The sequence below is a fragment of the Pedobacter frigoris genome, assembly GCF_032678645.1.
GTDB classification, from domain to species: domain Bacteria; phylum Bacteroidota; class Bacteroidia; order Sphingobacteriales; family Sphingobacteriaceae; genus Pedobacter; species Pedobacter frigoris_A.
The window spans coordinates 313,586-334,916 of record NZ_JAVTSP010000004.1; the positions used below are offsets into that span (position 1 = coordinate 313,586).

Annotated in this window: 21 protein-coding genes; 19 read left to right on the forward strand and 2 right to left on the reverse strand. The window is 41.8% G+C overall.

What is annotated here, in order from left to right:
- The first annotated feature begins 10 nt into the window (after positions 1 to 10).
- The 5 genes from R2Q78_RS14755 (at position 11) to R2Q78_RS14775 (ending at position 4,979) form a co-directional block, all read left to right on the forward strand.
- Positions 11 to 1,399 carry a TlpA disulfide reductase family protein gene (locus R2Q78_RS14755; protein ID WP_316793216.1) on the forward strand — a complete coding sequence of 463 codons (1,389 nt, stop codon included), beginning with the start codon at positions 11 to 13 and terminating at the stop codon, positions 1,397 to 1,399.
- A 65-nt stretch (positions 1,400 to 1,464) separates the two neighbouring features.
- On the forward strand, positions 1,465 to 2,613 hold the full coding sequence (locus tag R2Q78_RS14760) for an AhpC/TSA family protein (RefSeq protein ID WP_316793218.1): 1,149 nt from the start codon (positions 1,465 to 1,467) through the stop codon (positions 2,611 to 2,613).
- Between the two features lie 36 nt (positions 2,614 to 2,649).
- Entirely contained in the window at positions 2,650 to 3,570 is a 921-nt protein-coding gene (locus R2Q78_RS14765; RefSeq protein WP_316793220.1) for a retropepsin-like aspartic protease, read from the forward strand.
- On the forward strand, positions 3,567 to 4,706 hold the full coding sequence (locus R2Q78_RS14770; RefSeq protein ID WP_316793222.1) for a thioredoxin family protein: 1,140 nt from the start codon (positions 3,567 to 3,569) through the stop codon (positions 4,704 to 4,706). Before R2Q78_RS14765 ends, R2Q78_RS14770 begins: the two co-directional genes overlap by 4 nt.
- A gap of 27 nt (positions 4,707 to 4,733) precedes the next feature.
- Positions 4,734 to 4,979 (forward strand): helix-turn-helix transcriptional regulator, encoded by a 246-nt coding sequence (locus tag R2Q78_RS14775; protein ID WP_316793224.1) that lies wholly within the window; start codon positions 4,734 to 4,736, stop codon positions 4,977 to 4,979.
- Positions 4,980 to 5,024: 45 nt separating this feature from the next.
- On the opposite strand, the gene R2Q78_RS14780 is transcribed toward R2Q78_RS14775, so the two are convergent.
- Positions 5,025 to 6,002 (reverse strand): GlxA family transcriptional regulator, encoded by a 978-nt coding sequence (locus R2Q78_RS14780; protein ID WP_316793226.1) that lies wholly within the window; start codon positions 6,000 to 6,002, stop codon positions 5,025 to 5,027.
- Positions 6,003 to 6,141: 139 nt separating this feature from the next.
- On the opposite strand from R2Q78_RS14780, the gene R2Q78_RS14785 reads away from it, so the two are divergent.
- The 7 genes from R2Q78_RS14785 to R2Q78_RS14815 all read left to right on the forward strand — a co-directional run bounded on the left by R2Q78_RS14785 (position 6,142) and on the right by R2Q78_RS14815 (position 11,631).
- A complete protein-coding gene (locus R2Q78_RS14785; protein ID WP_316793228.1) occupies positions 6,142 to 6,516 on the forward strand; it encodes a DoxX family protein in 375 nt (124 codons plus the stop codon).
- Positions 6,517 to 6,522: 6 nt separating this feature from the next.
- The gene (locus R2Q78_RS14790; protein ID WP_316793231.1) at positions 6,523 to 6,906 is read left to right on the forward strand and encodes a glyoxalase; all 384 of its coding nucleotides are present in this window, start codon (positions 6,523 to 6,525) and stop codon (positions 6,904 to 6,906) included.
- A 214-nt stretch (positions 6,907 to 7,120) separates the two neighbouring features.
- Positions 7,121 to 8,221 carry a DUF1573 domain-containing protein gene (locus tag R2Q78_RS14795; protein WP_316793232.1) on the forward strand — a complete coding sequence of 367 codons (1,101 nt, stop codon included), beginning with the start codon at positions 7,121 to 7,123 and terminating at the stop codon, positions 8,219 to 8,221.
- 37 nt (positions 8,222 to 8,258) lie between these two features.
- Positions 8,259 to 8,528, forward strand: a complete 270-nt coding sequence (locus R2Q78_RS14800; RefSeq protein ID WP_316793233.1) for a chitin binding peritrophin-A domain-containing protein — start codon at positions 8,259 to 8,261, stop codon at positions 8,526 to 8,528.
- Positions 8,529 to 8,601: 73 nt separating this feature from the next.
- Positions 8,602 to 9,045 (forward strand): hypothetical protein, encoded by a 444-nt coding sequence (locus tag R2Q78_RS14805; RefSeq protein WP_316793234.1) that lies wholly within the window; start codon positions 8,602 to 8,604, stop codon positions 9,043 to 9,045.
- A gap of 1 nt (position 9,046) precedes the next feature.
- Positions 9,047 to 9,505 (forward strand): hypothetical protein, encoded by a 459-nt coding sequence (locus tag R2Q78_RS14810; protein WP_316793235.1) that lies wholly within the window; start codon positions 9,047 to 9,049, stop codon positions 9,503 to 9,505.
- Positions 9,506 to 9,510: 5 nt separating this feature from the next.
- Positions 9,511 to 11,631 carry an outer membrane beta-barrel protein gene (locus R2Q78_RS14815; protein ID WP_316793237.1) on the forward strand — a complete coding sequence of 707 codons (2,121 nt, stop codon included), beginning with the start codon at positions 9,511 to 9,513 and terminating at the stop codon, positions 11,629 to 11,631.
- A 35-nt stretch (positions 11,632 to 11,666) separates the two neighbouring features.
- Here R2Q78_RS14815 and R2Q78_RS14820 read toward each other — a convergent pair whose 3' ends face one another.
- Entirely contained in the window at positions 11,667 to 12,533 is an 867-nt protein-coding gene (locus R2Q78_RS14820) for an AraC family transcriptional regulator (RefSeq protein ID WP_316793239.1), read from the reverse strand.
- Positions 12,534 to 12,673: 140 nt separating this feature from the next.
- On the opposite strand from R2Q78_RS14820, the gene R2Q78_RS14825 reads away from it, so the two are divergent.
- From R2Q78_RS14825 to R2Q78_RS14855, 7 genes are all read left to right on the forward strand, one after another.
- Positions 12,674 to 13,558, forward strand: a complete 885-nt coding sequence (locus R2Q78_RS14825) for a sugar phosphate isomerase/epimerase (protein WP_316793241.1) — start codon at positions 12,674 to 12,676, stop codon at positions 13,556 to 13,558.
- Complete coding sequence (locus tag R2Q78_RS14830; protein ID WP_316793244.1) at positions 13,558 to 14,724, forward strand: mandelate racemase/muconate lactonizing enzyme family protein; 1,167 nt, start codon at positions 13,558 to 13,560, stop codon at positions 14,722 to 14,724. The genes R2Q78_RS14825 and R2Q78_RS14830 overlap by 1 nt, the downstream gene beginning before the upstream one ends.
- Before the next feature lie 10 nt (positions 14,725 to 14,734).
- Entirely contained in the window at positions 14,735 to 15,226 is a 492-nt protein-coding gene (locus R2Q78_RS14835) for a VOC family protein (protein ID WP_316793245.1), read from the forward strand.
- Positions 15,223 to 16,158, forward strand: coding sequence for a hydroxyacid dehydrogenase (locus R2Q78_RS14840; RefSeq protein WP_316793247.1), 936 nt, complete (start codon positions 15,223 to 15,225; stop codon positions 16,156 to 16,158). Before R2Q78_RS14835 ends, R2Q78_RS14840 begins: the two co-directional genes overlap by 4 nt.
- A gap of 22 nt (positions 16,159 to 16,180) precedes the next feature.
- Positions 16,181 to 17,038, forward strand: a complete 858-nt coding sequence (locus tag R2Q78_RS14845) for a ThuA domain-containing protein (RefSeq protein ID WP_316793249.1) — start codon at positions 16,181 to 16,183, stop codon at positions 17,036 to 17,038.
- Positions 17,039 to 17,052: 14 nt separating this feature from the next.
- The gene (locus R2Q78_RS14850; protein ID WP_316793250.1) at positions 17,053 to 20,268 is read left to right on the forward strand and encodes a PVC-type heme-binding CxxCH protein; all 3,216 of its coding nucleotides are present in this window, start codon (positions 17,053 to 17,055) and stop codon (positions 20,266 to 20,268) included.
- A gap of 75 nt (positions 20,269 to 20,343) precedes the next feature.
- Positions 20,344 to 21,324: a DUF4271 domain-containing protein gene (locus tag R2Q78_RS14855; RefSeq protein ID WP_316793252.1), complete on the forward strand. Its 981-nt coding sequence runs from the start codon at positions 20,344 to 20,346 to the stop codon at positions 21,322 to 21,324.
- Positions 21,325 to 21,331 lie beyond the last annotated feature (7 nt).

Genomic DNA, 21,331 nt, shown 5'->3' on the forward strand with positions numbered 1-21,331 from the left:
TAAACTAACAATGATTAAAAAATTATTTGGAGCAGCTTTATTGCTAAGCTTCACAACAACTTCAATTTTTGCACAGTTGCCTGTAGAGGTAACCGGTGTATTGGTTAAAAAAAGACTTACGCCTGTAAAGCTATTTAAAGTAGTAGAAGGCAAATCAGTTGAAATTTCAAACACTACACCTGAAGAAAAGGGTAAATTCGGATTTATATTTTATCCTGAATATGAAGGCCTATATGTTATCGGTACCGGTACTGTTGGCAGCCCTAATGATAACTATAAGTTCTACTTTAAAGGTGGTGATAAACTATCAGTTTCTATCCTGGATTCAAGCTATGTACTGAATGGCAAATTGAACTCCAAAGAGAACGTTGTTTTGACTCAATGGCATGACCTTGTACATCCGATCGAGCATAAGGCAGTAAATTTTATGAAAGTTCAGAGTACTTTTGTTGACTTCTTCCCGGATTTAGAAAGTGTTACAGCTAAGGCCAAAACTTTCCTGACTGGAAAAGCTACAGGCAATGCTAAGTTTGATAAAAACATGAAGCAGTATATGGCTTGGGATCTTGCAAGCTATGCGACCAACTTCATCAATACACCACGCTCTGCTCATCCTTCAGTAGAAGAATATAGCCCTTACTACGCTACACTTAATGCTCAGGATTTTGCTAAAAACACAACTGGTATCTATGCTTATCCATGGGGTGGCAGAACCTTATCTGGTTTAGTAAGTCTTAATATGAGACAGCAAAATATCAAATATCTTCCGGGTGTAGAAGGTTTAAAAAACACTTTCGCATTAATTCCTAATGATACACTTAAAGGAGATGTTCTAATAGAGCGAGTGGCAAGTGTAAGAAGCTTCAATGACTACAAGGATTTGAATGATGCTTTTGGAAAATATGTAATTACTGCAAGTCAGAAAAAGAAAAATCTTGATATCCTGACTCCTCTGTTGACACTTAAACCAGGAGATAGTGCTTATGCATTCTCTTATCCTGATAAAGATGGTAAGACGGTTAGCATGGCTTCCTTAAAAGGTAAAGTGGTTTTAGTAGACGTTTGGGCTACATGGTGTGGCCCCTGCAAAGCAGAAATCCCTCATCTAAAAAAACTTGAGGAGGAAATGAAAGGAAAAGATGTAGAAATCATCAGCTTATCTACTGACGCACCTGCTGACAAAGCAAAGTGGTTGAAGATGATTAAAGATGAAAACCTGGGTGGTACCCAATTATTTGCAGGTGGTCCTGGAAATGAGTTTTCACAATATTATAAAGTAAATACTATCCCACGTTTTCTGGTTTTTGATAAACAAGGAAAGATCGTTACTGTTGATTCTCCAAGACCATCGAATCCGGAGCTGAAAGCATTGTTAGAAAAAACATTAGCAGCTAAGTAACTCATAATGAATACAGGACTGGCAATCGCCAGTCCTTTTTTACATCTCTATATTTATAAAAGAACATGAGAGCAATTCTGACATGTATCCCATTGCTATTGTCTATTACAATGGCAAAATCGCAGACCGACAGCATCACGATCTCCGGTCAGTTAAAAGGACTCAATAATAATAAAGTTGCGATTTCATATGTTGACGAGAATGGCAAACCACAATATACTTCTCTTCAGGGTATCAATGACAAATTTTCGGGGAAAGTCAAGGCGCAAGCCATCCCTGCTGGTGCAAGGTTATCAATTGCCTGGCCTAGAGATCCTTCTGCTAAGCCGCAGATGCCTATTGCGCCCTTTAACTTTTTTGTTTGGAATAAAGATTTATCCCTAACCGGAGATGCAAATAGCATCCCTGCTATGCGGATCAAAGGAGACGAAGAGAATAATCTCTATGATCAATTGAAACAACAATCTGCCAAGTCTGAAATCAGGTATCAGGAACTCTTAAATATGCTTGGCAAAAAGTTATCATCCAAAGATTCACTGGCATTGCATCAGGAGATCAGAGACAATTCCATGGCAGGTTACACGAAACAAAAGGAATTCGTAAAAACTCATCCAAATAATTTCACCTCAGTATTTCTGCTGAGCCGCATGACCAATTTATATAGTGCGGACAATTATGTTGCTGCCTGGAATGCATTAGCACCAACCTATAAAAATACTGAAGCGGGGAAAAGTATTCAGAAAACAGTTGAAAAACTCGCCCCAACTTTAGCCGGTACTGCTGCATTTGCCTTCGAACGGACAGATAAAGATGGTAATAAAGTGAGTCCCGCACTGCTAAAAGGTAAGACCTATCTTTTAGATTTCTGGGGAAGTTGGTGCGGTCCTTGTAGAGCCAGTCACCCTCATTTGAAAGAGCTTTATAAAAAATATAAAGGTAAAGGTTTTGAGATTGTAGCTATTGCACAAGAACGGGGAAAGACCTTGGACGATTCTAAAGCGAGCTGGCTCAAGGCAATTCAGGATGACCAGATTACATGGGTACACATCTTAAACCAGGACGGTATAGAAAAGCAGGATGTTGTAAAGACCTATCATGTGAATGCCTTTCCAACAAAAATATTGGTAGATGCACAAGGTAAAATCATTTTGCGTGTTACTGCAAGTGCTACAGACGACATAGACAAAGCTTTGGAAAAAATCTATGGATTTTAATCAGCGCTTTAACAATAAACTAATTATAATAAATCGATGAAATTAAAATATAGCTCGGTGGGATTGGCTTTTTTACTGATTTTAGTCACTCAGTCATTTTCATATGCACAGCAGGCAAAAGAGGTAGCCAGAATCCCGTTTGAAAATCACAATGGAACAATCATCCTCACTGTCAAATTAAATGACTTCTCACGCCCTTTAAGACTATTGTTTGATACAGGAGCTGATGGGATGGCAGTAGGTCAGCCACTGGCTGATTCTATTGGCTTGAAAGTAGCCCGCGTACAGAAAGCATCAGTAGTTGGTGGCTCTATGGATATATCCGTTTCCACCGGCAACACGGTACATATGGGTAGCTTTGATTTCAAAGAGCAGAGTATCGCCATATTTAAAGAAATGCACAAAGAGGGGACAGACGGTATAATAGGCAATACCCTGGCCAGGCATTATATCGTTAAAGTAGATTACGATCGTAAAGAGATGATTCTTTACAATTTTGGCGATCTTGAAGAAAAAGGCGGTATAGCAATTCCGTTTAGCATCCCATCTGGATTATTTATTATCCCAGGTACACTGAGTATCACCACAGACCAGCCACACACTGGAAATTTTGTTTTCGATACAGGTGCTGCATATAACCTAATCTGTTTTCGGCCATTTGTAAAACAACACAAATTGCTGGTTAGTGGTTTTAAAGCCGATAGCCATGGAAGTACGACGAGCATGGGCATGAGTACGCCGACATTTGCCGGAAAGGCCGCTGCTTTTTCCTTTGCAGGAATGCAGCCGATTAAAGATATGTCGGTTACGCTAATGGCAGGAGGCGGACAAAGTGAAAGCTGGAACCCGGGTTTTGATGGTTCTATAGGTGTTGGATTGATCAGCAATTACAATTTCACCATCAACATGCAAAAGAAAGAAATCTATATTATTCCTAACAAAAACAACAAAAAATGAAAGCATTAAAATTTTATTTGAGCCTGATGCTCCTATTTGTGCTGACTGCAAATGCCCAGGAAGGACAATTTATATCAGCTACCGACTGGGATAATCTGGTTGCGAAAGCGAAGAAAGAGAAAAAGATGATATTCGTGGACAGTTATTTTGTTGGCTGTCACCCGTGTAAACAAATGGATGATGAGGTATTTCCTTTACCTCAGGTAATGAAATTAATGCAGGATAACTTCATTAGTGTGAAAATAGATTTCCTGAAGGAAGACCTGGGAAAACAACTTCAGGTAAAATATGCTGTTACAGGGTTCCCGACATTTCTTTTATTGAACAGCAATGCTGAACTGGTATCAAAGTTTTCTGGCTATCAGGAAGCGGATAAATTTCAAACCCTTTTAAAAGAGGCGATAGCCAAATCAAAAAAAGGAGAAACATTGAAGGGCTTTAGCGCTTCAATGGCGGTAGAATATCCGGATTTTTATGTTGCGGCTTTCAAAGAACGTAAAGCTTATACTGCACAGGATCTGGTGAACTATTTAAAAGGAAATAACATTACAGAAGAGCGTTATGCTGTGCCATTTTTATTCAACAGGTCAGTAAGTCCCGAGTTGTCTGAATATTTGTTGAAAAACTATTATCCTCTGGAAAAGATGTATGGAAAAGACATGGTTTGGAGCAAACGCATTGCAGCAATGGCAGCTAAACTAAAAACCAGCGTACCGGAACGTGACGATGTAAAGTTTGCGGCTTTCCTTGCAGAAGTTAAGCCATTGTTTTCTAAAGAAGACTGGCCATATGCCAAGCTTGATATTGCCGAAGAGTACTACTACAAGCAGTTAAAGGATCACAAGACCTTTTTTAAATATGCTGCTGAGAATTACAACGATGATGACAACAAAGTTCGTTATATGGCTTTTTATCTTTCATTACCTACAGTAGATGAAGAAGAAAAGAAGTTGTATGCAGAATGGATGAAAAAGGTAGTTAAAGAAAGTTCAAGCTATGAATTACTGGGTACTGCCACACGAATTATGTTGGACCAAAAACAGAAAGAAAAAGCAAAGCAATACGCAGGCTGGGGTATTAAAAAAGCCGGACTTGTTAACAAAAGTGATAAGTACTTTCAAGCCTCATTAAATTAACCTTCTCAACCCCTAAGTATATAATTTATGCGAGAGCAATTGATCATCAACTCGGCTACCATAGGGGACTATGTTAGGAAATTGAGACAACAGAATGGATACTCTCAATATTTTATGGCCAATGCTATAAATATTTCTCAAAACGCGTACTGTCTGCTTGAAAATGGGCGTACCAGTATGCATGTCGAACGCATCGTACAGATTGCAGGAGTTTTTAAGCTGGAAGCACAGGAATTCTTCATAGGATATTTTAAATATGTGAATGCATCCTGAATAAGAATCTTCGAAAGCTCCTATTGTTTAAACAGTAGGGGCTTTTTAAATCTCGTATGACACCTTCGCGAACTTATTTCTATATTCAATTGGAGTAAGCCCCGTTATCTTTTTAAAGGTATCCCTAAATGTTTTTGTATCCGTATAGCCTACGTCAAACATGATTTCTGATACATTCTTCCGCGATGCCTCAAAATATTTTTTAGCGGCTTCTATTCTTACTCGTTGTATATATTCTATGGATGTATTGTTGGTAGCGTCTTTAAATCGTCGTTCAAATGTTCTACGGCTTGTATTAATTAGATTTGCGAGCGTATCTACCGTTATTTTACATTCATAGTGCTTTTCAATATGATCCTGTACTTTTTGGATTTCCTGATCTCCGTGATTTCTTTGACCCTTAAACATTGCGAATTGCGACTGGCTATCTCTTCCTATATCTAAAGCAAAATATTTTGAAATCATTACAGCCGTTTCTCTATCGGCATATTTTTCAATCAGATACAATACCAGATTCCATAGACTACTTGCTCCCCCGCTACTGTAAATATTATCGTGTTCTGTTATTATAGCCCCATCTTCTACTTCCACCTCCGGATATCTTTCCCTGAAATCGCTGATATGTGCCCAATGAGTAGAACATTTTTTGCCGTTAAGTAAGCCCGTCTCCGCTAACAGAAAAGCTCCAATACATAAACTGGCAAGACTTGAACCATTTTGATATAGCTTTTTAAAATAAGGTATCGCTGCTGCATTGGCCAGTATTCCTTTTGTGGTGTCGCCAAATGTAGGAGGTATAATCAATAGATCTGTTTCGGTAACGTCTTTGAGTAACCTATCCGTTTTGATGGTATACTCCCCATTGTTTGCCGGTACATACTCGTTCAGACCCACATATTCTACCTCAAAAATTGGCTTTTTACCAAATGTGGTTAAAAAATCATTGGCGGTATGAAAGCTTCTAAACGGAGGTGTCACTGCTTCAATTACCCCGTATTGGGGCACAAATACTGAAATGCGCATATCAATTGTAAGATTTAGAATACTAAGCTACGAAAATACTTATTGTCACAATTCACCTCTAATTTGTCGTTTTCACAACATACCCGATTTTATAACCCGGTGTATCTTTGAGTAATGACTAAATAAACAAAATTATAATATGAAAAAGAATAAAGTAATTTTTTGGGTGGCAACCGGTATCATACTCCTTTGGGAAGGAGTAATGCCACTTGGTACCATGCTTTTTGCACCAGAGTACGTGAATATGGGTACAAAACCTTTGGGGTATCCCGATTATTTTGCCTACGCGCTGATCATCTGTAAAGTTCTTGGGGTCTTTGCTATTTCTTACCCTAGAACACCATCCAGGCTAAAAGAATGGGCCTATGCAGGACTCACATTTAGTTTGATCTTTGCCTTCATCAGCCATGCCTGTGTAGATAAAAATATCGGGTATATGGTGATGCCTTTGGTGGTCTTGGGTATACTTGCTGTTTCTTATGTGTATAGCAAAAAGATTCAGCATAATGATTAAAATATTGTGGCGGCGGTTTTTATAACATTCTCGGGAAATTGTAAAAAGGCCCTTAGCTTTTACCAAAGTTGTTTTGGTGGCCGATTACAATTTGAAACTTTTGAAAAAGAATTAGATGGTTACACTGAAATACCTGTGGTTAGCGGATCACTGGTTTCTGACAGTGTGATCATTTATGGTTCCGACCTGGTGCACGATGAAGGAAGAAAGGTAGGGAATTACATGTCTATTTTTTTACGCTGCAAGAATACCAATGAAAGAAAAGTGCTTATTGAAAAGCTGAAATTTCATAAAGATAATTTTTCTGCAATTGATGACGATCAGAAACTCGTTGAGGTAACTGATGCTTTTGATGTGAGGTGGCTCCTGTATATTCCGGGCTCTTCCTGAACCCTTTCTACTGCGCTTAAGTATGTGCTTTTATTTTACCGGTTAAGATACTGCCTAAATCTTGATGTTTTCCTGCCTGAGCAAGACAATAGCAAGAGAGGAGCAAGAGAAAAGCAAGACAAAAGCAAGAGAAAAATGGACGTCAGTGATTTGATAGAAGCAATCTATTGTTGTTGTTGAATACATGGTTTATTTTAGGGATAAATATTATTTAATGATGAAGAAAATCGTTCTCGCCTGCCTTCTTTTGGTAGCAACTCTCAGTTTTTCCTGTAATGAAAAACAACCCGCTACTCAGACCTTTCTGAAAGATAAATCATTGCATGCTGGCTTTGAAAAAGCTAAGGCAGAAAACAAGGGGTTACTACTGATTTCCAATAAAACGGGCTGTAGTATGTGCGAGCTCTTTGAAGTAGACTTAATGAAGGATGAAACCTATGCAAATCAAATCTATAGTGATTTTGTCATTCAGCGTGTGAATGAGAATGCGACAGGAAATAAATGGTTGTCACGAATCCTGAACAGGGGAAGCTTTCCTATCTTTCTTTTCTTTAATAAGGAGCGAAAGTTAATTGGCCTTCAGATGGGAGCAATTAAAAAGGATAGAATGGGCAAACTTCTGAACAAGGTCAGGAATTCAGAATCGTGGGTGGACGGTCATTTTCAGATGGGGACTGAAAAGGATATGTCGCAGGAAAAGATACTCGACTATGTAGGTAATGTAATTGAAGCGCAGTACCAATGGGACAGTTACAATCTATCTAAACAAAAAACTGCGTTGGCAAAGATGGAAGCCCCGTTAAAGGAAAGTATAAATGCCTATTCTACCTTTTACAATAATTACCTGCTTTCTAAATACTATGCCTTAAATAACAATAGTGACCAGGCAACCAAAAACGCAGAAACAGCACTGCTTGTCGAAGACCCGGCGGCATTGTATTTTAATTCTGGATTGCGGACAGAATTAAAAATGATAGCAGACAAGAATTATAATGCTTACACCGATGCCTATATAGGCCTTCCAGAAGTAGATAAGAACCTTGGTAAACTGAAGTTTGCAGCCAAAACAATGGTTGAATTCCCGGTGAAAAATATCGGTAAAAAAGACCTTTTCTTAAATAACATCGTTGCCGATTGCAATTGCACTGTGGCCAATTATCCTAAAACAGCGATCAGACCTGGAGATACAGGGATAATTCGGGTGAACTTCACCGCCAGCAGATCAGGTGAATTTGCTCACATGCTGGAGATCGGATCAAATGCAAGCAATGCGCCTCTACAATTGACCATAAAAGGCCTTGTACTGGGAGATTAATTGAATTCTCAATTCCTAACACTAATAAAAAACAATTATGAAAAAAATGTATCTTTTTTTATTGCTTTTGGTATTCGCTACAGGAGCCCTTCAAGTTAAAGCCCAGTGGAATACACCAGGCGGACCATGTTTGAATTATGGAGAGTATGGCGCCAGTTCAATTTACTGCTATGATTTCTTTATTTGCGAAGGTGACAATATCTGGTATCGTCACTCTTGCCCAGTAGGCTTAGAGTTTAATGAAGAAACTGCAACCTGCGATTTTCCCAGCTTGATTTTCCACAGCTGCGGCTGCTCAGTGCATTAATTTAGAAAATCTATTGGGGTAATGCTACCAGCTTATCCCAATAGGTTTAAAATAACACTTTAACTTATGACCTATGAAAACAACAATATTAATCATACTGATGTGTTTTGCCTATACTTTGGGCTCTGCACAGGAAACCGTAGTTGTAGCCGGATCAAAAGGCTCCGGATCTGCATCAAGTAAAAAGGCAATAAAAAAGGTAGTACGTTTTATTGATGCTGACACTAAAGAACCACTTAACGGTTTAAGATTCTCGGTCGTAAGAGATCATACAGTAATCACTGGCAATATTTCTGATGCTGCCGGCTACGGACTTGTCTTATTCAACATGAATAACTATTATTCCAGATTGGAGATCAACATGAATGACAATAAGTACATGCGTCCGCATATTACTGAAGGCCGGAATAAAATAGCTTATAAGCCATTAGATTCTATCATCGTATTCAAATCAAAAAAAGATATCATAGATACTGTAGAAGTATTGCTACGCAGAGTATCTGAAAATAAAAAATAGAATGAAACCAACACTATACTTTAAAATAGCGGCATCTGTTATAATTCTCCTTTCGTTCAATAGTGCATCTGGCCAGGAAAAAGTCTTTACTGCAGGTGGCGGAGGATCTGGTTCAGCTACCAGCAAGAAATTCTTTACCAAATTTTTCCGTTTTGTAGATGCCGATACGAAGGTGCCGCTTCCGGGGCTTAAGTTTGCTGTGATCAAAAATGGAACAGTGATCAATAGTAATAAGGCAGATGATAAAGGCTATGGTCTCATACGGTTTACCATGAGCAATTACTATCCAAAAGTAGAGATCAATATGAATGACGATAAATATAAAAAGGCAGAATGGAAGGAAGATCGCAACGAAATCAATTATAAACCAGTAGATGTGATGGTCAAATTCCCATCAAAGAAAGAGGTTGTTGATACTGTAGAAGTCTTGCTAAAAAGGGTGCCTGAGCCTAAGAAATAAAGTAAATGAAGTTTTTAACGCTCTGCACATTAAGTTGTGTTTTTACCTTGTATTCGTTGGATGGGAATGCCCAGGACAAGCCTGTACAACTGAACAATGTAACCATTTCAGTGCCAAAAAAGGCGCTGAAAGAAACAGCCAGGGGAAGTAGCCTGGATCTAACTAAAATCCCGGATGCCAAGTTCTGGACGCTTGCCGACGCACTTAAACAAATCCCCGGTGTTGAGATTGATGAGGTGACCAATAAAATTACCTATATGGGTAAAGAGGTTTCCATACTAAGGGATGGTGTATCAGTTGCAGGATTTGACAATCAGGTCTTGAACACCCTGAATAGCGGTAGTGCAATTACCTATGATAAAATAGAACTAAACCTGTTTGACCTCAAAACAGAAAGGCCGACACTCAGTTTTGTTGCCCCAACCTATCAGGAGGGTTATTTTGGAAGTGTGGGCGGGACTTTAGGGACGAATTCAAGTACCCTGAATTCTTCATTATCATTGAGTAAAAAGAAACACCTGCTAAACATCATTCCATCAGCTTCTTTAATGTATGCGCCCAAAAATGATGTAAACTGGGAAACGGATTATTACAACAGAAATTATAAAGAGTTAAGGAAAAACGAGCAGCAGAAGAACTATTCAAATAGCGCTTCACTGGGGATCAATGACAGTTATTTTATCGCTGCGGGTCATACATTAAATACCTCTTTTAACTACTCGGCAAATGAAATGACCTATAACATGCTTACTACCAATGAGCAGTACAGGGCTGGAGCATTGTCAAGCCGTACCAAAATCCTGTTGGAGAATAGTGCCGAGGCAGGGCCGAATAACATAGCCAAAGCAAATGTAGGGTATATCTATAAGCCCAGGACGGGCGAGTATTCCAGTAAGCGCTTTGATGTATCGTTGGAATATGAGCTTAAAAATAGCAGCAATGAGGCCAATGCCTATGCAACAGCTTTGAGCGGAGGCTTTATACCACACAGCAATTATAAAAGTATAAATGGAGGAAAAGATAAAGGCATTTATGGCCTGGTAGGCTACGAGTATAAGCATCAGAAGTCAGGTAATTTTGAATTTGTAATGAAATACTTCAATAGGAGCCAGTACAAAACATATGATTACAATTACCAGGTAAATGAGGCAGGTGCAGATAGTACCATTTTTCAGGATAATGACATCACTTACAATTATGGGGCTTTCTTGGTTTCCTGGGACAGGGCATTCAGGGATTTTTCCATGCGCTTAGTGCTCAAAGAGGATTACAGCAATGACTTCATTAAAAATTACAAAGGCAGAGATAAAGTAAGCTTTATAACCTTCTCTCCTTATCTTTCGGTATTGCGAAACATAAAGACCGGTAGTCTCCGCTTTGAAGCTCAATATTCACAACGCCGTCCAGAACTAAGTATGATGTCTACGGTAATCAATTATGGCGGGCAATTCAGCATCAGCGGGATGCAGACCATAGGTAACCCCGATCTGAAACCAGCCAGGATATTGGACCTTTCCGGCACGGTGAACACAGCGGTCGGCGACTTGGGTATTATCGCCACAGGGAGGTTCGCACATACTGCCAATGCCATTTCTCAATACCGTATGGCTGTAGATAGTACCATCATTCAAACCTATCGTAATCTTTCTTCCTCAGATCAGTATAAAGGCGATATTTCGTTTAATTTTTTTCTCTTACCACGACTTACCGCTCAATTGTCGTCAAACCTGAGCTTTGTAAACTTTCATTTAGATGCAAGCACAGTTCAGAAAACCCTGCAATGGGCTGAAGGACTAAATTTTGCTTATACACCTTCACCAAGTTTTCGTTTGAGAAGCGGACTGAGTTATAATGGAGGAACCAGTTTTCAATCAAAGATACCGGCGCGATTTGGCTCCAATTTCTCTGCTACCTACACACGGGGAAAAATGAATTTTTCATGTATGATCAGCAATTTTCATCAACCATATTTTACAAATGAAAGTATTATTGAGGCGGATGGGTACAACATGCATTCCTATAACAGAAGTAGAAGGCTGATTGGTAGTATTAATATTTCCTATCGTTTTGGAAAAATCAGCCGTAGTAAAGACAATGCCAAGGATATCTTAAAAGACGATATGTAAGTATATTTTGCTTGCCATGCCGCCAGCTGATCAATTTATGAAATCATAAATGCTTTGCGGTATTCTCTGGGTGATATACCCTGCTGAATTTTAAATTGCCGGTTGAAATAGGAGACATTATCAAAACCACAGGCATAACATATGTCTGTAATGTTGTCCTCTTTTCCTGTTAATAGTCTGGTTGCATGACTTATCCTGATCTCATTTACAAACTGTGAGAAGGTTTTATGGGTGCTTCTTTTAAAGTAACGGCAAAACGCAGCTTTGCTCATGCAGGCCATGGAAGCAGCCGCGCTGATATCTACATCATGATGGTAATTTTCAAACACATAGTTGAAAATCGAGGCCAGTTTTTTAGAATCACTTTCCTTGAACCGTATTTTTCTGATATCGTCTGTGAGTAATAAGGCACCTTCGCTATTGCGGAGGCACAGTTCTTCGAGTACCTGCAGCAACAGGATCAGGTTCCTCATTTGCTGGTTGGGCTGGAATTGGAAGAAGAGCTCTTTGAGTGAAGGTCCGGCGGTACTGAACTTTATACCATAAGCCGATTGTTGTAGCAGTTCTTTTATCTTTCTCAGCTCCAGGCGCTCAAAGAAATCCTTCCCCATGAAATCTGCGGTGAACTGTACTACTATGGCGTGCGCTACCTCAGGTGTATTTTTAGCAAAGTTGTCATTGGAAAAGCAATGCACCAGCCCCTGTCCGAACACAAAAATCTCTCCTTCGTTGTAATTCATCACCTTGTTGCCCACATATACATGGCCTGAACTTTTTACAATCAGGATCACTTCATACCCGTGGTGAAAGTGAAAAGTATTGGTAAAACGTGGCTGACAGTATTCTTTGATGGCAAAACTAGCATCCTCAGGAGTAGGTATATGTCGGTAAGAAGCTTTCATATGACTATTTTTTTAGTACAATACTTATTTTTTAAAGCGAAAATAGAGCATTAAGGTAAATATAGTATTACAAATTGGCAAATGAAGTACTGTTATTTTAACCGAAATCTGAATAAGTTTGTTATTATATACAACTCGTTATGGAACTTGCGATACACAATTGGATGCGTGCTGAGACTATAGAAACAACTATACGAAGGGTTTCTGCTATCGGATATACCCGGCTTGAGATCGCCGGAACTCCGGATCAGTACAACACAAAAGACCTTAGAAAACTAATGAAGGAGCATAACCTCTCCTGCTGGGGCTCAGTGACGCTGATGCTGGGGGAACGTAACCTGCTGGCCGGCAACGAGGAGCAACGTGCAGCCTCTGTGCAGTATGTAAAGGATGTAGTGAAAATGGTGAAAGAGCTGGATGGTCATATGGTTTCAGTAGTTCCGGGCACAGTAGGAAAGATAGTGCCGGACGGGAGACCGGAAGAAGAATGGGGCTGGGCTGTTGATTCCATGAAAGAAATATATGCATATAGTGAAGCCGCAGGCGTACTGCTGGGCATAGAACCTATCAACAGGTTTGAAACCTATTTCATCAACCGCGCAGAACAGGCGCTGGCACTGGCTGCCGAAGTTGGTCCAAATTGTGGCGTATGTCTGGATACCTTTCATATGAATATCGAAGAAAGGAACATGTTTGACGCCATAAGAATGGCAAAAGACAGGCTGGTAGGTTTCCATGTGGCCGATAATAACAGAATGGCGCCAGGAATGGGGGACCTCGACTGGCAAAAGATCGTAGATACACTGCGGGAAGTAAATTATAATGGTGTACTATCTGTTGAGTTCTGTGCACCATTAGACCGCACACCTGCCAATCCTTACCCAGGATCTATCGATGAAATGCCGGAAAACCTCAGCCCTGAGCAGGAGAAGTTCCTCATAGATCATGGCAGTTCTTCTGTTACGGACGAATTTTATACCCTGCTTACCAAAGCATCATATCAAACCTTATCAAAGCTTATTTAATGAAAATAACTAATGTAGAAGCATTTTGGTTACGTTGCCCAATCCCGGAAGCAAAACAACATGCTTCGGACTATGGTCTGCTCACCAATTTTGACATGGCCCTTGTAGTCATCACCACCGATTCAGGATTGCAGGGATTTGGAGAAGCCAAAGCCGCAGTAGGCTCTTCCGGAATATGCGCTTCGATTGTAAATTGTATTGAAAATGAACTGAAACCGATATTGCTGGGTAAGTCTGTAAAAGACATCACCCGCCTGTGGGAAGAAATGTACAACGGTACAAGAGATCACTACGCCTTGTCCAGGGGAAGAAAATTTCCTATCCTTGGCCGTCGGGGTCTTACCATATCTGCTATAAGTGGCATCGACACCGCGTTATGGGACCTAAAGGGAAAAATGCTGAACGTTCCCATACTGGATCTGCTTGGCGGGGCCTGCAGAGAGAAAATGCCCGCCTACGCAAGTGGAGGCTGGGCAAATGAACACAATATCGGCGAACAACTGAAAGGCTACGTGAGCAAAGGATTTAAGGGCGTGAAGATGCGTGTGGGAGTGATGGATGATACCGTTCAGAAAAGTATAAACAGGGTAAAGGCTGCGAGAACCGCACTGGGTCCGGACATCAAATTGATGGTCGATGCACATGGAACTTTCAGCGTGCCCGAGGCAAAGCAATTTTGCAGAGGTGTGGAAGACTGTAATGTGTATTGGTTTGAAGAGCCTATCAGTCCTGATAACAGGAAAGGAACAGCAGAAGTAAGAGCCTCGACCCACATACCCATCGCCGCAGGTGAAAGCGAGTTTACCAGCTTTGACATCCATGACCTCTTACAACTTAGGGCGATAGATGTTATCCAGCCGGATGCCGCCATCATTGGTGGAATTTCAGAGGCGATGCGTGTAAGCCATTTGGCCAGTGTGCACCAGGTGGAGCTGGCTCCTCACTGCTGGGGTTCTGCCTTTTCTTTTATGGCAGGGCTGACAGTAGCATTTGCCTCAGCTTCTGCAACGATTATTGAGTTTTCTCTGGGCGGAAACCCGATGATGTATGAGCTGGTGAACGAACAGATTTCTGTTGTAAATGGCGAGATCACTGCACCCTCAGCTCCGGGATTAGGAGTCACCCCCAACTGGGATTTTGTGAAAGAGTTTAAGCAATTGGTATAAATAATTACGTATGGCAAAAGCACTTAAAATTAACCATGTTACGCTCATCGTAGATAACCTGGAAAAAGCAGGCGAGTTTTACAAACAGGAACTAGGTCTTGAACCGCTTCCCGCTTTTCGGTTCGATTATCCCGTGATGTTCTTCAAATTTAACGACGAACAGCAATTGCATATTTCAGAATGGGAAGACCGTACTTCATTTCGCGGGCATATCTGTGTGCAGGTAGACGATTTTAGCAGCATCTTCTTTCGCATGAAGGAACTGAATGCCATTGATGTACATCCCTGGGGGAAAGTGAGAAAGCTGCCCGATGGTGCCATGCAGATGTTTGTACGTGACCCTTCCGGTAATTTGGTAGAGATTTCTTCTATACCCGGAGAGAAAGTGGATGACCGCATTTTTAAAGATGAATTCTATGAAGAGGGCTTGTATGTTTCAAACAGGAATGATTTCAGAGGCCTCAAGTCTGATGATGCTACTTTATATCATAACAAGCCATGAGGAAAAACGTATTGTTGCTGGAAACCATCGCAGAGGAAGCATTGGTCGTATTGCAGGAAAATGTCAATGTTTTCACAGGATACGATGAAGCCGAATTAAAAGATGCCCTGAACAATGTGGAAATACATGCGATCATGACCAGGGGGAAAAAGCATATAGATAAGGCTCTGATGGAAGCCTGCCCGCATTTGCAGGTGGCAGCCAGATGTGGTGTAGGTCTGGATAATGTAGATGTGGCCGAAGCAACCGCAAGAAAGATCAGGGTAGTCAATGCCCCGGGCAGTAATGCTGCTACCATTGCAGAGCACACTCTGGCCTTGATGCTGATGCTAATGCGCGACCTATACAGATCGGTGAGCCGTGTTAAACAGAACGACTGGAACTCGCGCAATCAATATACCGGCGATGAACTGGACGGCAAAACTCTAGGCATACTGGGAATGGGAAATATAGGAAAACGGGTGGCCAGACTTGGAGAGGCTTTTGGCATGAAAGTCCTATACTGGAGCAGATCAGCACAGGACCTGCCTATGGAAGAAGTGTTACGACAATCAGATATAGTCAGCCTCCACCTCCCTTTAAGCGATGAAACGAAATACATCATCGGAGCTGCGCAACTGGAATTAATGAAGCCGCAGGCATTTCTGATCAATACGGCAAGAGGCGCACTGATTGATCATGCCGCACTCCTGGATGCTCTGAATGCGGGAAGCATTGCAGGTTTTGCCGCAGATGTGCTGCCAGATGAACCCCCTGTGCAGAGCATGGCCGTTGTAGAGCACCCTAATGCAATTGTAACGCCGCATTCCGCCAGTCTTACTGCTTCCACATACCGGCAGATGTGTCTGCTTACAGTAAATAACGTAGTGGCAATACTTGCCGGTCGGCAGCCCGAATTAAACAGCGTATATAACCGTAATTCTTTCGTATGATAACCATTAAACTCTTATTAAGATGAATACTTTTTTTGCAGGTTTATTGTTAACCATCAGTACAGTATTGTTCTGTACACCATCTTCTCAAAAGACTAAAAAGCCACTGGTTGTTTTCGTATGCGGAGACCACGAATACAGTGGTGAAGAAACCCTTCCCATTATTGCGGCAGAGTTGGAAAAGAACTATGGCATGAGGACGATTGTTCTTAAAGCATCTCCTGACCACAACAGCGAAGAGAACATCCCCGGACTTGAAGCCCTAAAAGAAGCTGATTTAGCTGTTTTCTATTTGCGCTGGCGAAGACTCCCTTCTGAGCAGCTTGCCCATATTGAAGCCTACCTGAAGTCAGGGAAACCTGTTATGGGTTTCCGCACCACTACGCATGCATTCAATTTTCCCAAAGGACACCCTAGCGAAAAGTGGAATGCCTTCGGGGAGTTTGCATTGAATGCGCCTCCGGGCTGGGGCGGGAAAGCCAAACATACCCACTACGGACACAACAGCAGCACAGATGTAAGCGTTGTTCCCAAAGCAGCAGACAATCCTATCCTCACAGGCGTAGCGAAGGATTTTCACGTTCGCTCATGGTTGTACCATGTTGTGCCGGATTATCCGTTGAAAGGCTCTACTTTATTGCTCACAGGCAAAGCGGTGAACCCGCAAACAGCTGCGGTGGAGAACCCTGTTGCCTGGACTGGCACCAATTCTTTTGGCGGAAAGATTTTTATGACCACGCTTGGTCATCCCGAGGATTTCAGGATAGAGTCTTTTCAGCGGCTCGTGATCAATGCCGTTCACGATGAACTGGGTCTTAAAGTACCAAAGAAATGGAAAGGTAAAATGGATATCCAGGTGCCTTATCGTGTTGCTAAATAAATCTGCCAGGAATCATGAGATTGATAAAGATTAGCTTGCTATGCCTCTTCGTAATTGTGCCTGTGGCCGTAATGATAAACGCCTTTAAATATAAAGATGCCCCATTGGCTATTGCTAAGGGAACCCGTATTGCGCTCATTGGCAACAATCTTGGATCGAGGATGATCCATTATGATAATTTTGAAACAGAACTGCAGCTTCGTTTTCCAGAGCATAAGTTATTCATCCGTAATATGTGTGACGGGGGAGAAACGCCTGGCTTCCGGCCTCATGCGAGCAGGAATTCTCCATGGGCCTTCCCTGGTGCAGAAAAGTTCCAGGTAGAAAGAGCAAACCTTGTAAAAAGGAAAGACGCGGGCGGCACATTAGAAATGGATGACCCCGGCGAAGGTTTTTTTGAGACGCCGGATCAGTGGCTTAGCAGGCTCAAAACGGATGTGATCATTTCTTTTTTTGGCTTTAATGAGTCTTTTGCGGGAAAAGCGGGGCTTGAAAATTATAAAGCAGAATTGGATGCTTTTATTAAATGGACCCTGAAGCAGAAATATAACGGTACTTCGGCGCCAAAGCTCGTGATTGTTTCACCTATCGCTTTTGAGGACCTGAGCGGTAAAAGCAGCTACGATCTGCCAGACGGCCGAAAGGAAAATGAAAACCTCCAGCTGTACACCAGTGCAATGAAAGAAATTGCCGCACAGAATAAAGTGCTTTTCGTAGACGTATTCAACCCTTCGTTAAAATGGTATGAAGACGCGGTAGGGCCATTGACCATAGATGGCTCTCAGCTGAATGAAGAAGGATATAAAAAACTCGGGGCATTACTGGCAGACCAGATTTTTGGGGAAAATTCTTCCGGGGCAGAAAGCAACAGAAAACTGGTACATGATGCCGTAATGGAAAAGAACTGGATGTGGCTGAACGATTTCAAAATTCCCAACGGGGTACACGTATATGGCCGCAGGTATCAACCATATGGGCCAGATAATTTTCCTGCTGAGATAAAAAAAATCCGCGAGATGACCGCAATCAGGGATACCGCCATTTGGCTGGCTGCTAAGGGGAAGAAAATGGATCTGGAAGCTGCTGACAAACATACAACCATTTTGCCTGAGGTTAAAACCAATTATACGCCCAGCAGTAAGAACGGTAACCTTAAATACCTCATGGGGCAGGAAGCCATAAACAGCCTGAAAGTGCCGCCGGGCTATAAGGTGGAATTATTTGCTTCGGAAGCTGAATTTAGCTTTCTGGCCAAGCCCGTACAGTTATCGTTTGACAACAAGGGACGGCTATGGGTCGCAGTCATGCCTACTTATCCTCAATATAAAGTGGGAGATGCAAAGCCCAACGACAAGATCATTATTCTTGAAGATACCGACATGGATGGCAAAGCAGATAAGCAAACCGTTTTCGCAGATGGGCTCCATTTACCACTCGGGTTTGAAATTGCGGCGGAAGGTGTGTATGTAGCGCAGGGGAATAACCTGATCCTGCTGACAGATACCGATGGTGATGATAAAGCCGACAAGAAAGAAATTTTATTGAGCGGCTTTGATGACCACGACTCACATCATAGCAGTCATGCCTTTACCACAGATCCCTCCGGAGCCATCTATTCGGGCGAAGGGGTGTTTCTTCGTACCAATGTAGAAACTTCCTACGGTCCTGTTTATGCGACCAATGGTGGTTTTTACAGATACGATACCCGACGCAGGAAACTGGAACGTACAGCGCAAATGGCCATTCCAAATCCCTGGGGTATTACATTCGACGATTGGGGGCAACCCTTCTATGCCGAAACATCAAGCCCTGATTTTCGCTGGATGCTTCCCGGAACAGTATTGCCGAGATATGGTCAGGCGACACACAAATCAAAACAACTGATCGAGCAGAAGCATCTGGTAAGACCAACATCAGGCATCGAAATTGTATCCAGCCGCCATTTTCCTGATGAGATCCAGGGAGATTTCCTGATCAACAATACCATTGGTTTCCTGGGAACGAAAGAACATACACTCGAAGATGACGGCACAGGTTATAAAAGCCGGTTCCGTCAGGACCTGCTGGTGAGCGATGACCCTAATTTTCGCCCGGTAGATCTGGAGTTTGCGCCCGACGGTTCCTTATTCGTGATCGATTGGCATAACATTCTCATCGGGCATATGCAGCACAATGCGCGGGACCCCTTACGTGACCATTCACATGGAAGGATCTACCGCATTACTTATCCATCCAGGCCTTTGGTAAAACCGGCAAAAATAGCGGGAGCTAGCATAGAAGAACTTCTGGACAACCTCAAACTGCCTGAATACCGTACCCGCTACAGGACCAAAAGGGAACTGAGGGGACGTGATGTAGCTCAGGTATTATCGAAACTCACAACCTGGGTGGCAAAGCTGGATACCAGCGACGCAAGGTATGAAAATCATTTACTAGAAGGCATTTGGGTGAGCTGGGGAATGAACAAAGTAGATCAGCGGCTTTTAAAACAGGTATTGAAAGCAAAAGATTATCGTGCAAGAGCTGCGGCAGTGCAGGTAGTACGTTATGCCGGACACCAGTTGCCAGACCAGGCGAGTTTACTGATGGAAGCCGCCAGGGATAAAAATAGCCGCGTGAGGCTCATGGCTATCGTAGCGGCTTCATGGATCGGTAAGGAAAAGGGAATCCCAGTTTTGGCTGAGGCCAGTAAATTGCCGTTGGATAGCTGGATGGTAAATGCCCATAAGACCGCTGTGGCGCATTTGAATGGGAAAAACGTGGAAGAAGAAAAAAACAGCAAGGAAACAACGCAACTCAAAGGTGCAACACTTGCGTTGTTTAACCAGGGGAGAATTATTTACAACAAAGAAGGATACTGTCAAACCTGTCATCAGCCAAATGGTAAAGGGCTCACTGCGTCGGGTTTCCCTCCGCTGACGCCCAACAAATGGGTAAACGGAAGTGACGAAAGGCTGATCAAACTTGTATTGAAAGGCCTAATGGGTCCGATAGAGGTAAATGGTAAAAAGTACCCCGGACAAGTTCCAATGACTCCATTTGGCGGGTTACTGAAAGACAATGAGGTAGCGGCCGTATTGACTTATATCCGCAACTCATTCGGGAATAACGGGCCTGCTATTTCTCCGGAGAAAGTGAAAGCGGTAAGGAAAGCCACACAAAATAAAAAGACGATTTATACAACAGAACAATTGCTGAAAGAACATCCTATGGAAAAAGTGAAAAAATGATGAGAATGGTTGTCTGATATAAATAATCTGCGCTTGCGTATAAATGCTTGGACAGATTTATCTAAGTTTGCAGTGATGAATTTAGGACGCATAGCTTTTCTTGTATATGTACTTTGTCTGCTTGTCTTTGATCAGGCTATCGCACAAGTTACAGTGCCTCCTAAGGATACCACCGCATCGGTAAATCCCTACAAGCGCAGGGTTGTACGTGACTCAGCTTTTCTGGCCCGGCAAAAATTTGTGACCGATTCCATTATGAGGCATACCTGGTTATTCCCGGATTCCGCGATCGACAGGGGAATGATTATCGATAGTATTCTTAAAGCCAATACCGTGGGTAGGTCTAACCTGATGATGAGGTATAAAGATTTTGGCCCGAGGAAGTTGAGTAAATACCAGGCAGGAAAGCCTGTACCTAAAGGGCAATTGTGGGTGATGGGAGTCGTAGCTTTATTGCTCATCCTGTTTGCTGTTCTTAAGATATCGTTTACGAAACAACTTCAGACTATCGTACAATCATTTTTTAGCAACAGGGTGTTAAACAATCTGAACAAGGAAGATAACCTGTTTACATCCTGGCCTTTTCTGCTGTTATTTGTTCAGTTTGGTTTTACAGTTGGGATGTTCTTTTATCTGGTTTCGCAGTTTTACGGTATTGCATTTTCGGGGAGTGGTTTCCAGTTTTATTTAAGTATATCGATACTTATTGTCATGCTCTACATTTTTAAAATAATCATTTTACGTCTTCTGGGGTACCTTTTTAATATTCAAAAACCGGTTAATGAATATGTTACAATATTATATTTAAGTTATTTTAACCTGTCTTTGGTCTTCATTCCCCTGGTGATTGCATTTGCTTTATCACCCCTGAAATATGGTCCTTACTACATTGCGATCTCATTTGTCCTTTTGATTATGATATTTGTATTTCAATTCATCAGGGCAGGGGTAAATATTTTATCTCATCATCGATTTTCAAAAGTCTATTTGTTTTTGTACTTTTGTGCCCTCGAAATTTGCCCCATATTAATATTGATCAAGGCAATAGGGTTATAACGCTGTA

What these genes read in the sequence shown, in the direction of transcription:
- R2Q78_RS14755 (WP_316793216.1), top strand. Translation starts at nt 11, where the DNA reads ATGATTAAAAAATTATTTGGAGCAGCTTTATTGCTAAGCTTCACAACA.
- R2Q78_RS14760 (WP_316793218.1), top strand. Translation starts at nt 1,465, where the DNA reads ATGAGAGCAATTCTGACATGTATCCCATTGCTATTGTCTATTACAATG.
- R2Q78_RS14765 (WP_316793220.1), top strand. Translation starts at nt 2,650, where the DNA reads ATGAAATTAAAATATAGCTCGGTGGGATTGGCTTTTTTACTGATTTTA.
- R2Q78_RS14770 (WP_316793222.1), top strand. Translation starts at nt 3,567, where the DNA reads ATGAAAGCATTAAAATTTTATTTGAGCCTGATGCTCCTATTTGTGCTG.
- R2Q78_RS14775 (WP_316793224.1), top strand. Translation starts at nt 4,734, where the DNA reads ATGCGAGAGCAATTGATCATCAACTCGGCTACCATAGGGGACTATGTT.
- R2Q78_RS14780 (WP_316793226.1), bottom strand. Translation starts at nt 6,002, where the DNA reads ATGCGCATTTCAGTATTTGTGCCCCAATACGGGGTAATTGAAGCAGTG.
- R2Q78_RS14785 (WP_316793228.1), top strand. Translation starts at nt 6,142, where the DNA reads ATGAAAAAGAATAAAGTAATTTTTTGGGTGGCAACCGGTATCATACTC.
- R2Q78_RS14795 (WP_316793232.1), top strand. Translation starts at nt 7,121, where the DNA reads ATGATGAAGAAAATCGTTCTCGCCTGCCTTCTTTTGGTAGCAACTCTC.
- R2Q78_RS14800 (WP_316793233.1), top strand. Translation starts at nt 8,259, where the DNA reads ATGAAAAAAATGTATCTTTTTTTATTGCTTTTGGTATTCGCTACAGGA.
- R2Q78_RS14805 (WP_316793234.1), top strand. Translation starts at nt 8,602, where the DNA reads ATGAAAACAACAATATTAATCATACTGATGTGTTTTGCCTATACTTTG.
- R2Q78_RS14810 (WP_316793235.1), top strand. Translation starts at nt 9,047, where the DNA reads ATGAAACCAACACTATACTTTAAAATAGCGGCATCTGTTATAATTCTC.
- R2Q78_RS14815 (WP_316793237.1), top strand. Translation starts at nt 9,511, where the DNA reads ATGAAGTTTTTAACGCTCTGCACATTAAGTTGTGTTTTTACCTTGTAT.
- R2Q78_RS14820 (WP_316793239.1), bottom strand. Translation starts at nt 12,533, where the DNA reads ATGAAAGCTTCTTACCGACATATACCTACTCCTGAGGATGCTAGTTTT.
- R2Q78_RS14825 (WP_316793241.1), top strand. Translation starts at nt 12,674, where the DNA reads ATGGAACTTGCGATACACAATTGGATGCGTGCTGAGACTATAGAAACA.
- R2Q78_RS14830 (WP_316793244.1), top strand. Translation starts at nt 13,558, where the DNA reads ATGAAAATAACTAATGTAGAAGCATTTTGGTTACGTTGCCCAATCCCG.
- R2Q78_RS14835 (WP_316793245.1), top strand. Translation starts at nt 14,735, where the DNA reads ATGGCAAAAGCACTTAAAATTAACCATGTTACGCTCATCGTAGATAAC.
- R2Q78_RS14840 (WP_316793247.1), top strand. Translation starts at nt 15,223, where the DNA reads ATGAGGAAAAACGTATTGTTGCTGGAAACCATCGCAGAGGAAGCATTG.
- R2Q78_RS14845 (WP_316793249.1), top strand. Translation starts at nt 16,181, where the DNA reads ATGAATACTTTTTTTGCAGGTTTATTGTTAACCATCAGTACAGTATTG.
- R2Q78_RS14850 (WP_316793250.1), top strand. Translation starts at nt 17,053, where the DNA reads ATGAGATTGATAAAGATTAGCTTGCTATGCCTCTTCGTAATTGTGCCT.
- R2Q78_RS14855 (WP_316793252.1), top strand. Translation starts at nt 20,344, where the DNA reads ATGAATTTAGGACGCATAGCTTTTCTTGTATATGTACTTTGTCTGCTT.